General features: G+C 60.4%; 9 protein-coding genes and 1 tRNA gene. 2 read left to right on the forward strand and 8 right to left on the reverse strand.

Annotated elements, in window-relative coordinates:
* Positions 1 to 83 precede the first annotated feature (83 nt).
* Positions 84 to 2,018 carry an acetate--CoA ligase gene (acs, locus tag MWU38_RS10950; RefSeq protein ID WP_247271843.1) on the forward strand — a complete coding sequence of 645 codons (1,935 nt, stop codon included), beginning with the start codon at positions 84 to 86 and terminating at the stop codon, positions 2,016 to 2,018.
* 116 nt (positions 2,019 to 2,134) lie between these two features.
* On the opposite strand, the gene MWU38_RS10955 is transcribed toward acs, so the two are convergent.
* A tRNA-Arg gene (locus MWU38_RS10955) sits at positions 2,135 to 2,211 on the reverse strand.
* A gap of 61 nt (positions 2,212 to 2,272) precedes the next feature.
* Here MWU38_RS10955 and MWU38_RS10960 point away from each other — a divergent pair.
* A complete protein-coding gene (locus tag MWU38_RS10960; RefSeq protein WP_247271844.1) occupies positions 2,273 to 3,175 on the forward strand; it encodes a queuosine precursor transporter in 903 nt (300 codons plus the stop codon).
* Here the strand turns inward: MWU38_RS10960 and MWU38_RS10965 are convergent.
* The 7 genes from MWU38_RS10965 to MWU38_RS10995 are packed head-to-tail and all read right to left on the reverse strand — an operon-like array spanning position 3,172 to position 13,591.
* Positions 3,172 to 4,704, reverse strand: a complete 1,533-nt coding sequence (locus MWU38_RS10965) for a Ppx/GppA family phosphatase (RefSeq protein WP_247271845.1) — start codon at positions 4,702 to 4,704, stop codon at positions 3,172 to 3,174. The genes MWU38_RS10960 and MWU38_RS10965 overlap by 4 nt on opposite strands.
* Positions 4,701 to 6,929, reverse strand: a complete 2,229-nt coding sequence (locus MWU38_RS10970) for an RNA degradosome polyphosphate kinase (RefSeq protein ID WP_247271846.1) — start codon at positions 6,927 to 6,929, stop codon at positions 4,701 to 4,703. The genes MWU38_RS10965 and MWU38_RS10970 overlap by 4 nt, the downstream gene beginning before the upstream one ends.
* A gap of 51 nt (positions 6,930 to 6,980) precedes the next feature.
* Positions 6,981 to 8,000, reverse strand: coding sequence for a P-type DNA transfer ATPase VirB11 (gene virB11, locus MWU38_RS10975; RefSeq protein WP_247271847.1), 1,020 nt, complete (start codon positions 7,998 to 8,000; stop codon positions 6,981 to 6,983).
* Positions 8,000 to 9,121 carry a TrbI/VirB10 family protein gene (locus MWU38_RS10980; RefSeq protein ID WP_247271848.1) on the reverse strand — a complete coding sequence of 374 codons (1,122 nt, stop codon included), beginning with the start codon at positions 9,119 to 9,121 and terminating at the stop codon, positions 8,000 to 8,002. The genes virB11 and MWU38_RS10980 overlap by 1 nt, the downstream gene beginning before the upstream one ends.
* Before the next feature lie 17 nt (positions 9,122 to 9,138).
* Entirely contained in the window at positions 9,139 to 9,957 is an 819-nt protein-coding gene (locus tag MWU38_RS10985; protein ID WP_247271849.1) for a TrbG/VirB9 family P-type conjugative transfer protein, read from the reverse strand.
* A complete protein-coding gene (locus MWU38_RS10990) occupies positions 9,954 to 11,138 on the reverse strand; it encodes a type IV secretion system protein (RefSeq protein ID WP_247271850.1) in 1,185 nt (394 codons plus the stop codon). Before MWU38_RS10990 ends, MWU38_RS10985 begins: the two co-directional genes overlap by 4 nt.
* Complete coding sequence (locus MWU38_RS10995) at positions 11,135 to 13,591, reverse strand: VirB4 family type IV secretion/conjugal transfer ATPase (protein WP_247271851.1); 2,457 nt, start codon at positions 13,589 to 13,591, stop codon at positions 11,135 to 11,137. The genes MWU38_RS10990 and MWU38_RS10995 overlap by 4 nt, the downstream gene beginning before the upstream one ends.
* Positions 13,592 to 13,614: the final 23 nt, after the last annotated feature.

Here is a 13,614-nt window from a genome sequence, read left to right on the forward strand (position 1 = left end):
CGCCGCTGCCAGTTCGGCTAATGCTTGATAGATGTGCGAAACCAACTACGCTTCTCAAGAAAAGTTGAAGGAGAAGCCCCCCCATGTCAGAGCCCGTTCAGCCTCGGCCCCAGTCCAGTCGCCCCACCCACTGCACTTTGGAAGCGTATGACGAGGCCTATGCGCGCTCGATTGCGGACCCGGACGGCTTCTGGCTGGAACAGGCTGATAGGCTCGACTGGGTGGCCAAGCCCACCAAAGGCGGGGATTGGTCGTATGATCCGGTTTCGATCAAATGGTACGAAGATGGCCGGCTCAACCTTTGCCACAACGCGGTCGATCGCCATGTCGAGGCAGGGCGCGGCGATACGACAGCACTGATTTTCGAGCCGGACGATCCCGCGTCAGCAGGCCGCAGCGTCACCTATGCCGAACTTCAACGCGAAGTCATCGAAATGGCGAACGCCTTGAAAGCGATTGGCGTCACCAAGGGCGAACGCGTCACGATTTACATGCCGATGGTGATCGAAGGCGTGACGGCGATGCTCGCCTGCGCGCGGATCGGTGCGATCCACTCCGTTGTCTTCGGCGGCTTCTCTCCCGAAGCACTCGCTGGCCGGATCGAGGATTGCGGCTCGCGTTTTGTCGTTACCGCTGACGAAGGGGTGCGCGGTTCAAAACCCATCCCACTGAAAGCTAACGTCGATGCCGCATTGCAGATCGAAGGCGCGAGCGGGGTCGAAGGTGTTCTCGTCATCAAGCACACCGGAACCGATGTGCCGATGCAGGCGGGCCGCGACCAATGGTTTGAAGATGTGAAATCCGATGCGCCGGTTCCTTGCGAGGCGATGGATGCCGAAGACCCGCTTTTCATCCTCTACACCTCCGGCTCCACCGGAAAGCCCAAAGGCGTGCTTCATACGACCGGCGGCTACGGCGTGTGGACCGCGACGACCTTTCAATACATTTTCGACTACCAACCGGGTGAAGTGTTCTGGTGCACCGCCGACATCGGATGGGTCACCGGGCACAGCTATATCGTATACGGGCCACTGATGAATGGCGCGACGCAGGTCGTGTTTGAGGGCGTCCCCAACTATCCCGATCATGGCCGGTTCTGGGACGTGGTGGACAAGCACGAGGTCAATATCCTTTACACCGCGCCGACCGCAATCCGCGCTCTTATGCGCGAGGGCGATGAATTCGTGACGAGCAGATCACGTTCGTCGCTGCGCCTGCTGGGCAGCGTCGGTGAACCGATCAATCCCGAAGCATGGCGCTGGTATTTCGATATCGTCGGCGAAGGGCGCTGCCCCATCGTCGACACCTGGTGGCAGACCGAGACAGGCGGCTGTATGTTGACCACCCTTCCGGGCGCGCATGATATGAAGCCTGGGTCCGCTGGCCTGCCGTTCTTCGGGGTGCAACTGCAACTGGTCGACAATGACGGCGCCACTCTCGACGGCGCCAATGAAGGCAATCTGTGCCTCACCCACTCATGGCCCGGCCAGGCGCGCAGCGTCTATGGCGACCACGATCGCTTCGTGCAGACATACTTCAGCACCTACAAGGGCAAATACTTCACTGGCGATGGGTGCAAGCGCGATGAAGACGGCTATTACCACATCACGGGGCGCGTCGACGATGTGATTAACGTCTCTGGCCACCGCATGGGCACCGCCGAGGTCGAGAGCGCGCTTGTCCTGCACGACACCGTCGCAGAAGCCGCAGTGGTGGGCTATCCGCACGATATCAAGGGGCAAGGCATCTATTGCTACGTCTCCCTGAACGCTGGGCTAGAAGGTTCGGACGAGCTTTACCAAGAGCTTCGCGCCCATGTGCGCAAGGAAATCGGACCCATAGCCAGCCCCGATCACATACAATTTGCCGATGGCCTTCCCAAGACCCGTTCTGGCAAGATCATGCGCCGCATCCTGCGCAAGATCGCAGAGAACGACTACGGCTCTTTGGGCGATACTTCGACGCTGGCTGATCCATCCTTGGTGGATCGCCTGATCGAGGGACGGCAGAACACGTAGAAGCACGACGAAGCCATCAGGCTTTGCAAGGGCGACTGTCTGTCGGCAGCGCGGGCAGCTTGCCTGCCCGTCCAGCGAGGGTGATCGCGCGGATGTGCGATCTCAAGGCAATAGAATGGCGCGCCCTGCAGGAGTCGAACCTGCGGCCTCAGGATTAGAAGTCCCGTGCTCTATCCAGCTGAGCTAAGGGCGCGCATGGCCTGCGCCCATAGCGTGCTTTGCGCCAGTTTCAAATCGCGCTAGTGCTCCATTCGATGGAAAAGACCGATAATCCCGCCGATCCAACCGCAAACCAGGGTCCAGACCGGGGCGCGGCATTCGACACCGATCCATTCGACGGCGTTAAGGCGACCAGCCACGCGCCCGTGACTTTCAAATATTATGACTTCGTCATGGCCGCTTTCGTGGCGATTCTGCTTCTGTCCAACATCATTGGCGCGGCCAAACTCACCTTTGTCGAGGTGAGCTGGTGGCCACAAGGTTGGTGGCCCGCACCAGACGGGATCTTTATTTATGGTGCCGGCATCCTGTTCTTCCCGCTCGGCTACGTCATCGGCGATATCCTGACAGAGATTTACGGTTTTGCGCGCGCACGCCGTGTGATCTGGACCGGTTTTGCCGCGATGATCTTCCTTGCCTTCATGAGCTATGTCGTCGTCAGCCTCCCCGCGTTTGATGGCTGGGCCTGCTCCGCGAGCGGTTTCGACGGGCAAGGCCCGCTAGTTTCAAGAGACTCGCCAGACGGCCCGACAGGCGCGATCTGCCAGGAAACCTACACGTCCGTCTTCGGCAATGCATGGCGCATTGTCTTGGCGTCGGTTGTCGCGTTCTGGGCGGGCGAATTCGTCAATTCCTATGTCATGGCCAAGATGAAGGTCTGGACCAAGGGCAAAGCGCTGTGGACTCGCACCATCGGCTCGACCGTTTTTGGGCAAGGCGTTGACAGCCTTATCTTCTACCCCGTCGCGTTCTTCGGCATCTGGACCACCGAAGCCGTGATCACGGTGATGGTCACCAATTGGCTGCTTAAAGTCATTTGGGAAGCGGCCTTGACCCCGGTGACCTATCTGGTCGTTGGCAAGCTCAAGAAAGCGGAAGGCGTCGATCTGTTCGACACGGACACCGATTTCTCGCCCTTTTCGACCAAAAAGGCCTAATCCCCCGAGGCCAACAGAGTATCGCTCGGTACGATCTGCACGTCCCACTTAATACCAAGCCGGTCAGCGAGAAGCTTCAAATCCTTTTCGGTCGAGAAGCCAATAAGCGCCCCCTGGCTTTCTGCAATGCGCAAGGTGAGCGTATCACCCTCAATCGTCAGACGGCTATCTTGCAGCGAACGGCGCGACCCCGCACCGAGCCTTCGAGCAAGCCGCACAGCAAGGCCCCAGATGATCGCTTCATCGAGCGCCTCTTGCTCAGCGAGCGCCTTCACCTCGTCTGGCAAATCGAGCGCATTGCCATTGGCCGCAATCGAAGCGGCAAGCATGGCGCGGTCTTTCGCTTCAACCGATATCCACCGCTTGTGCAGGGCCCAGTCGATCGCCACGCGCTGCCGGATATTGGGCTCGATCTGCATCGAGGCGAGCGAAAGCATGGTTGCTGCTTCGCGTAGGCGTTCGCTGCCGTGTTTGCGCGATGGCGCGGTATCGACCGTCCAGCTGGCAATCCGGGTCGCGAGCGTCGCAGGCGCGCCGCGCTGCGCTGCGAAGACCGATACGCCTGCAAGCAGCGGGTCGAGAGTCTTGCTGTGATCGGGCAAGCCATCATAGAGCAGCCCCTCGCGAATGCCCCATGAGGAAAACACGATTTTCGAGGGCTGAAAGCGGGACAGCATGGCCTCTGCCAACACCGATGTGTCGGGCAGCTTTTCGGCGCGCATTGAGGAAATCCGCTCACGCGAGCCGAGGCTTTCTACCGTTTCGTTGGCAAGCGCCTTACCGAGAAGTTTCTTCGCTTCTTTAACGCCGAGTTCGAAACCGTGCGGGTCGCTAAGAGGGTGGCCCTGCTCCTGCATCGCATAAACGGCCATGGTGCGCAGCGTGCCGCCAACAAGGTAGAGCGGCTCTCCTTTGAGCACATCCGGCGCGCCCTTTTTAAGCTTCTTCTCCAAGGCCTTGCGCATCTCGCTGCGCGATCCGCCGCGAAGGTCAGGCAGACGCAAGGTGCCAAGTGGCAGAGACACCGCATCATGCGCGCCCTGTTCTCCAAGTCGCACCAGTTCAAGGCTTCCCCCGCCCAAATCCGCAACCGTCCCTCGCGCGCCCGGAAATGCTCCCAAAACGCCTTGCGCGCTCAGCAAACCTTCTTCCTCGCCGGAGACAATCGTCGGAGTGAAGCCGAGCTTTTTGAGCTGCTTGATAAACGCCTTGCCATTGCTCGCCTCGCGTACAGCGGCGGTGGCAACGGTAGTCACATCCGTGACCTTGAGGTCTTCCAACAAAAGCGCAAAACGCCCCAGGCCTCGCAAGGCAAGCTCAATCGCCTCCTCGGCAAGCACGCCGTTGCTCGCGATATCGCGGCCCAGTTTGGCGGTTACTTTTTCATTGAGAAGCACAGTAGGCGCACGCATCGAGCCGCCATAGATCACCATGCGCACGGTATTTGAGCCAATGTCGATGATCGCGCGGCCCGGCTTATTGCCCGAAAGCGTCCCATCCCGGCTGCCCCGAACCTTCGCGGTGCTCAACCCGAACGGCCCTTGCGCAGGGAAAGTTTGGGCACGCCGCCTGCCTCTAGCGCCCCGCCGCGCCCTGAAAGAGATGGGTTTGTCATAAAGTAACGGTGACAGTTAAACGGCTTGGTGTCACCCTCAGTCGGTGGCTCGACCCGGGTATAACTGCCATCGGAATGCAGCCACCAGCTCTGCTCCACATCGAGCATATTGGCGAGCAGGACCTGCTGCAAAACCTGATCATGCACGGTACGGTTGAGGATCGGGATGAGCGCCTCGACCCGGCGATCAAGGTTGCGCTCCATCAAATCAGCCGAAGCGATGAACACCGCAGCTTGCGCGCTGGGCATAGGTTCGCCATTGGCAAAGGCGTAAATCCGGCTGTGCTCCAGAAAACGCCCGATGATGGATTTGACCCGGATGTTTTCAGAAAGGCCCGCAACGCCCGGCCGCAGGCAGCAAATTCCCCGCACCACCAGTTCAACCCTCACCCCTGCCTCGGAGGCGGCATAAAGACGGTTGATCATGGCCTCGTCGGTGATCTGGTTGCACTTGATCCAGATCGCAGCAGGCTTGCCCGCACGCGCATTGGCAATTTCAGTATCAATCCGGTTGCAGATTTCCTGACGCAGATTGAGCGGCGCAATCGCGATATGTTTAAGCCCCGATGGCTCAACATATCCGGTCACGAAATTCATCATCTTCGCCGCGTCCTGCGTAAGCTTGGGGTCGGCGGTAAAGTAACTGAGATCGGTGTAAATCTTGGCGGTGACGGGGTGGTAATTGCCTGTGCCAAAGTGGCAATAGGTGCGAAAACCGCTGTCCTCGCGCCGCACCACCATCGACATTTTCGCGTGAGTTTTCCAGTCGGTGAAGCCGTAGATCACCTGAACGCCGGCACGCTCAAGCTTGCTTGCCCATTTAAGGTTCTGCTCTTCATCGAAGCGCGCTTTCAATTCGACGACGGCGGTGACGGATTTGCCGTTTTCCGCCGCCTCGATCAGCGCGTTGATAACCGCCGACTGAGAGCCCGCGCGGTAAAGCGTCTGCTTGATTGCGACGACATCGGGATCGGCGGCTGCCTGCCGGATGAAGTCGACCACTACCTCGAAGCTTTCATAGGGGTGATGAACGATGATGTCTTTTTCGCGGACGGCAGAGAACAGGTCGCCATCGTGTTCGCGCACCCGCTCTGGATAGCGCGGAGAGTAGGCAGCAAACTTGAGGTCGGGCCTGTCTTCCTTGACGATTTCGGCAAGGCCGTCGATGCCGATAATCCCGTCGGTCTTGATCACCGCCGCTTCATGTACGCCCAACTGTTCGAGCAGGATCTCCTCGGCTTGAGGGTCAAAATCCTCTTCGAGTTCCAACTGGATCACCTGCCCCCGGCGGCGGCGCTGGATTGCGCTGCGGAAGGTGCGAACAAGGTCCTCTGCCTCTTCTTCGATTTCGATATCGCTGTCGCGAAGCACTCGGAACAGGCCGTCGCCCTTGATGGTAAATCCGGGAAAGAGCTTCTTTGCGTACCGCTGAATGAGCGACGCAATGGAGATGTAGATCGCCTCGCCTTCCCCGGCGATCTCTCCGGGGACCCGCACAAAGCGCGGCAGAGCGCCGGGGATGAGGATCATCTCCATGATCTGCTCCTCGTCGGCATCGCGCGAGAGCGTGAAGAGAAGGCCCATGCCTTCGTTATGGACGAAGGGAAACGGGTGCGCCGGGTCGAGGGCCTGCGGCGTGATGACCGGCATGATCTCGTCCAAGAAGAACGCTTCGAGCCATTGATGGGCAGATGCCTCGATCCGCTGCTCGTCGGCGATGTGAATATCGCTTGCCGCCAAAAGCGCGCGTAAGTCGCGCCAGATATCTTGCTGCCGCAAAGCGATTGCCGAGGCCTTTTCACGGATCGCGGACAATTGCTGACTGGGTGTGCGGCCATCAATTGCGGGGCGATCAATCCCGCGCTGTGCCTGTCCGACAAGGCCCGCCACACGGATCATCATGAATTCGTCGAGATTGCTGCCCGAAATCGAGAGAAAACGCAGGCGCTCGAGCAGAGGGTATTGTTCGTTCGACGCCTCCGCCAAAACGCGCTCGTTAAACGCGAGCCATGACAGCTCCCGGTTGAAATAGGCATCGCCTCCGGGCGCGATAAAGGGAGTATGGGCAGACGGCGGGGTTGCCGCCGAGGCTTCCGGTTCGCAGTTTTTCGCTTCGTCTGAGATCGGTTGGCTGCTCATCGCCTCTTCCATTTAGGCATTCAGGAAAATTTCGCCAACGCCAATGCTGGCTCACATAAGCGAATTCGAATTCGCAATCGCCGTGATCCCGCGTTTACCTGTCGCATCGCGGCCCAATTGCACGATCACGTCAATCACGCTTGCGGCGTATTCAATCGTATCCTGACGCGACAGGCCAATCCCCGTCTGCATTACCATCAGCGACAATTGTTCCAACGCGCCGCGAAGCGAATTGGCGTGAATGGTTGAAAAACTGCCAGGGTGGCCGGTGTTGATCGCACGCAGGAAAGAAACGCTTTCTGCGCCGCGAAGCTCACCCAGAACGATACGGTCGGGGCGAAGACGCAGCGCCGATTGCAAAAGCTCATTGGGCGTGACCTTGGCCTCGCCAAGCTCACCCTTCACAGCGACGAGCCCAACCGAGTTCTCGCCCGGGAATTTCAGCTCTGGCGTATCTTCGACCATGACCACGCGCTCCTGCCTCGGAATTTCGCCGAGCATCGCATTCAGGAAAGTGGTTTTACCGGTGCTGGTGCCGCCGGAGATCAGGATAGTGCGGCGATGCTGGATCGCTGCACGCAGGAACGCGATGGGTTCCTGATTGGGGTCGGGCATCCGTGCCTCGCGCTCGCCAGCCAGAGGCCCTGTGTCATAGGCATCGAGCGGCAGGTCGAGGCGGCGGTGACGGCGGATCGCCATAACCCAGTGCTTGCGGCTTGCAGGTGGCCCGCAGAACTGCACCCGCGCGCCATCGGGCAGGGTCGCGCCCAGAAGCGGGTGTTCGCGGTTGATCCCTTGATGGCTTACACGCGCCACTTGTTCGGCAAGTCGCTGAACCAGCCGGTCGTCTATCTCCGGCGTATCGATCCGCTTCATGCCCGGATCGCTTGCATCCTCCACCCATACCTCGCCAGGCTGATTGACCATGATTTCGGTCACCGTGTCACGTTCAAGCCAGCGTCTGAATGGCGCAAGATACGCCTCGAGATAGACGCTGCGCTCACCCGTGATCGGGGTCGCGGCCTCGGGTGGGGTAGCGCCGGCTAGAATAGGATGGACATCTGCGCTCATCAGTTGACCGTCGAGAAATCCAGATCGCGCGCGGTGAAGACGCGGATGGGTTCGCCTTGCCCTACGCGAATAGTCGGGCTGATTGCGCCGTCCTGCTGGGCCGCGATGGAAGCCGCGCTCTGCCCTGCCCCGCCAAGCACCACAGATGTACCGCCAGAGGCAATCGCGCCAAGCCCGCCGACAACCGAAAGCAGCATGGCCGAACCAAAGCGGCGGAAGAAGTGGTTGTCGACCTTGCCCTGAAGCCCCGTGGTCCCGTCAAAGGCAACCGCAGGCGAGGCGATATTGACCGATGCGCCGTCCGGGCGGATCAACCTTGTCCAGATTACATAGGCGCGTTTCTGCCCCTGTTGGACGCCGGACTGATACTGACCGATCAGGCGCGATGAACGGGGTACGAGCACTTTGGTCCCGTCAAAGCTCTTCACATCCTGGCTCACCACCGCGCGCACATATCCCGGTACATCGGTGGTGATCGCTGTTTCGAGGATCGCAGGGATCATTGTGCCTTCAGTGACAGTGGTCGAAGGGTTTGTCATGGCACGGGCTTGCGCAGGCGCGCCGCCAACACCGCCAACCCGGCTTGCGAATGCGGCGGCGGAGCCACCTGCGCCAGTGTCGCCAATTGAACTACCGGTAACAGGTTGTGCTGCGGTTCCCTCTGCTGCGTTGGTTGCCTGACGCGAGGCTGCGCTTGCGTCGAACACGAGAGAGGGGGTCGCATAAGGATTGGTTTGCGGTCCGGCAGCCACGACTGGCGGATTGGCGACCACGGGCGCAGGAGCGGGAGCAACCACAGGAGACACAACTGGCCCCGGCACTTCAGTTGGTGCCATAGCCGGAGCCGTAGCTGCCACCGGCTCAGCTGGAGGAGCCTCTGGCGCAGGCTCGGGCAGTTCGGCTGCGGTCATCGCCCAGAATGTAACAGCTCCCAAAAGCCCGACCAGAGCGACACCAGCAGCAAGCCCCAGCCCTTCGGTCTTGGTCTTGCGCTCGGCCACGGCGGAGAAACCGTTGCGGCTTGCAAGGTCGATAACCTCGGCACTTGTTTGCTCGCGCGGATCGGTGTCGGGACCTGAGCCATCGCCCGATTTTGATGGAAGCCGCATAGCAAGACGCATTTTTCCCACTCCTTACCTTATGACCCGCGAGGCATATCTGGCCCCGCATCAGCACTGCGAGGGCGCGGTGGCCCGACATTGATGAGCGTTGCGCGTTCCTTGCCTTTGCGAAGGATTATCTGCGCTGGCATATCACTCAAAACGATGGTGTTGCCGCGAACCGTGAAGTTCAACGGCCCCTCGACCCCGTCAGGACTGATGCCAAGGATTGCCGGAATTTCAGCATCCGGGCCCCAGGTGAGGAAAACCGCATCGCCATCGTCATAGGTGCGCGAGGGCAAAAGGCCGGTGTCGCCCTCCCCTGCCCATTCAAAATTCAGCCGGGCCGGATCGACGACCGCAAAGGGATCGCGCGCCGCCTCAAGCTCAAGCGCATTCGCCTCATCACGCTTTGCCTGCTCTGCTGCGGCAAGCGCTGCTTCGGCGGCGGCTTTTTCAAGCTCGGGGTAGCGGAACTGAAGGACGTAAAGCGGCGCATTGCGCGGGGATGCCACGAGGTCGAACAAATAGGTGCGGCGGTTGGTGACCACCGTCATATTGGTCCGCGCAGAGGTCGCGAGCGGTTTCACGAACAAAAGCGTTTGCGCCTGATTGGGCTGCACCTGCCATGCACTGCTGTCGCCAATCGCGACATTCTGGATCACTTCATCTGGCGCGAATTTGAGTGTGGTCTGGACCTTCACCTTGCCGTTGACGGTGTAAACCCGCGTTTCATCAAAGACCTGTGTAACAAGGCGCGGATCGTCGGCACGCTGCACATCCTGCGCAAAAGCGGGCGCGGCCAGCGCAAGTGCGCCGGCGAGGAAAGAAAGCCGAAGAGGACGGCTGCGGATCATTTGGATGTCTCCGGTTTGGGACGGGCGCTTGCCGATGGGGCGGAGCGGAAACGATTGCCAATGCCCCTCGTGCGGGATGCAGCGGCGGATTGGGGGCCGGATTGCGAGTTGCCAGAACCAGTCGCGAATACTTTCGTCTCGCGAACGGTGTTGGTGGTGCTCGAACCATTGGTGTCGTTGGCCGCAACTACGCTTGGTGACACCACCGCCGTCCGGCGCACGCCACTCGCCGCGGTGGGCATCGTTTGGGCGGCGCGGTTGACGGTAGGGCTGACAACGGGCGCGGGCGCATTGTGATAGGCGTCGGAATTGGGCTGTGTCGCGACATCGGGCGTGGCAAAGCCGAACACCTGCCACCCGCTGACCATCTTGGAGCCGACGTAAAGCACCATGAGCATCAGCATGCAGTGGACAAAGCCCACAAGGAAAAACGCCATGGCTGCTTGCTGGTCGATCACTCCGGGCGTTGAGACGAGAGCTGAGAGGATAGGCACAGCCATCTCAAGCATCAGCGAGCCGCCAACGACCGCGAAAAGCGGGGCGAGCGCAAGCATGACGAGGCCTTTGAGCCAGCCAACGAAGAGGCCTCTGGTGCCGTTGAACAAGGCGAGCACCACGAAGATCGGGCCCACGGCGAGGAGCAGCGCCAATCCGATGCGCGCCGTTACCAGAAGGCCCACCGTACCGATCAGCAGAAGCATCGCGCCGATCCACATCATGCCCGGCGGCGAAAAGGCGCTGATGTCTTCAATGCCCGTGCTCGCCTCCTGGATCGCCAAGAAAACGATATCGAGCTTGAGTGCGAAAGTCGCGGTCGCGGACCCATCGCTTGCGGTAAGCACGCCAGCAAGAAAGTCGGGTGCCGTCACAAAGAGGTTGTAGAAGATGGTTGAGAACGCTGCAAAGCTTGTAGCGAAAGTCAGGACGAGGCCCACCGTCACCATCTTTGGCAAAAGAGCGCGAACCGAAAGATTTGACCGGCCCAGCAACAGAGAAATGCCGAAAAACGCGATGTAGAGCGTGAGCACCACCGTCAGGGCGATGCCAAGTTGTCCATCCGAGCCAAACAGGCGGCTAAATGCCTGCTCGCTGACCTCGCTTGCGATGCAGTCAACGGCGGTCAGAGCGCCGGCGACGCCCGAGCCCATTTCTTCCGCTGCAAGATCGCAAGCCGTTGTCATTCGGCCGCCTGCCAGATGGGCGTGCCATCTTCGTTCACGTCGCCAGAGCCATCAGGCCCAAAACCTTCAGGCCATGCGTGGTTGGTGAGCGCGGGATACCATGCGCTTGGGCTATCGCCCACCGCCTCTCGCAGGAGATCGAGGCGGCGCACCGCAGCTTCGCGGCCTGACAGGATGGTGAGAACTTCGGGCGCGCCCGAGAGGTCGAGGCGGACCACGACAGAGGCATCGGGCTGGCGCACGAGGAAACAGCGCGAGTGGGCTGGAAGCGTGCGGATCAGGGCAAGCTCGTGGCTCGTCAAGCCAAATCCATCGCAATAATCCTCGGGCCGCGCGCGGCTGTTGGGCATGAAGACCATCGTCGCGGTCTGTTCAACCAGAGCGGTTGAGATACGGCTTTCAAGCGCGTCCTTGGCGCTTTGCGTGGCAAACCCGACCAGTGCATTGCGTTTGCGCAGGGTTTTGAGCCAATCGCGAATGCGCGCGGCGAACACCTCGTCATCCAGAGCCTTCCACCCTTCATCAATAAGGATCATGGTGGGCTCGCCATCCAGCCGCTCATCGATGCGGTGGAAGAGATACATCATGGTCGGGGTGCGCAGGCGCGGGTTTTCGAGAAGCTGCGTCATGTCGAAACCCAGAACGCGCTGGTCGAGGTCAAGCGCGTCGGTATCGTTGTCGAAAAGCCACGCGTGCTCCCCCCCATCACCCGACGCTCCGCCAATCCACGCGCTCAGACGGTCGGCCAGATCGCCCGGCTCGGGACGACGCGTACCTGCCAAAAGCTCCTTGAAGTGCCGCAACCGGCGAAGCGATGGGTCGTTGGCGTAAGTCGCATCAACCGCCGCGCTGATCGTTGCAAGCTCCTCTGGCCCATCGGCCTTGAGCAGCACGCCCAACCAGTCACGAAGGAATGCCTTGTTCGCAGGCGTATCGGGAAGCCCAAGCGGGTTAAAGCCGGTGGGCTCGCCCGGATTGATCCGGTCATACCGCCCGCCAATGCCGCGAATGAACAGTTCCGCACCACGGTCCTTGTCGAACAGGATCGTGCGCGGTTTAAACTTTTGTGCCTGCGCGGCAAGGAAGTTCATCACCACCGTTTTGCCCGAGCCCGATGGGCCGATGACGCTGAAATTGCCCAGATCGCCATTATGGAAGTTGAAGAAGAACGGCGTTGCGCTCGTCGTTTCCAAAAGGGTTACAGCATCACCCCAATGATTGCCGCTTGCCTGTCCAAGGGCAAAGCCGTGGAAGCTGCCAAAGCTTGCCATATTGGCCGATGAGATCAGCGCGCGGCGCACGACGTAATCTTCGTTTCCGGGAAATTGCGCCCAGAAAGAAGGTTCAAGATTGGTGTCTTCGCGCACAGCGATTGCGCCTGTGTCCGCAAGCGCCGCAGAGGCAGCGGCGCAGGCATCGTCGAGGCGATTAAGCGCGCTCTCTCGCACCAGCACCGTCAGATGATGATCGCCAAAGCCGACCGCACCATTGCCCAGAGCATCGCGCGCGGCCATCATGTCGGAGCGTTCTGCCGCCGCCTCCTCGTCGACCGAGCGCGAGCGGCGCAGAGCAAGATCAATCCGCTCACGAGCCGTTGTGCGCTCGTTTGGAGCATAACTCTCGGTCACGATCATCTCAAACGGCAGGCGCAGCAGCGGATCGAGAAGGCCGGGCGAAGTCGCCTCCGGATATTCCTTTAGCCCCAGCATCGCGGCAAATTCAGGCCCGCCTGAACCCTTGATCTCCATCGCATCAAGGCCGAAACTTGCGCGGCGATAGGGCAGCATGTGGCCGATATCGGTGTCTTCGGATGGCTTGCGAACAGGGCGCATCTCGCCGTTATAGATCGCCGACAAGAGCTCGAGCATCTCTGAATTGGTACCGCCCGAAGGCGTTGAATACTCACCCAGGACGCTCGCCCCGTAAGGCGAAAGCGCCGCCGTCAGCCCTGTGACCGCCGCCTTGAGGCTGCGAATATCCTTGGGGTCAGCTTCAAGCTCTTCAGCCGTGGTGCGCGAAAAGAATTTCGAAATCCGCTCCGGCAGACCCGTTTTCCCGCGCGCCGGGCGGCGGATAAGGGTCACGAACTGGTCGTTGATGAAGAGCGATCCGCCCGCCAACCGCTCTTTCCAGCGCGCATCAATGTGGCGTGAGAGGGGATCGGGAAACTCCGCGTCGAGCTCAACCTCAACCCGCCGGCGAATGACGTGGTGATACAGCACAAAGCGCGCATCAAGCGTTGAGCGCAGCACCACTTCGCGGGTTGCCGCATGCGAATTGAGCGCGTCGGAATCCTCGGTTTCGAACAGAAGCCCCGGCACTTGAATGGCGCTCATCACCGAGCCATCGCGCAGCAGCACCGTACTTTCGTCGATCAACCGCTCATACGGCAGGCGATCGCCAGCGAGCGCTTCCTTCGCGCTCCAGCTTGCAGGTCCGATCCAATTTGCCATTCGTGTGCGGCCCTCCCATCAGG

Origin of the sequence: Qipengyuania sp. S6317L1, from assembly GCF_023015615.1 — a bacterium.
In the GTDB taxonomy this organism is placed as follows: domain Bacteria; phylum Pseudomonadota; class Alphaproteobacteria; order Sphingomonadales; family Sphingomonadaceae; genus Erythrobacter.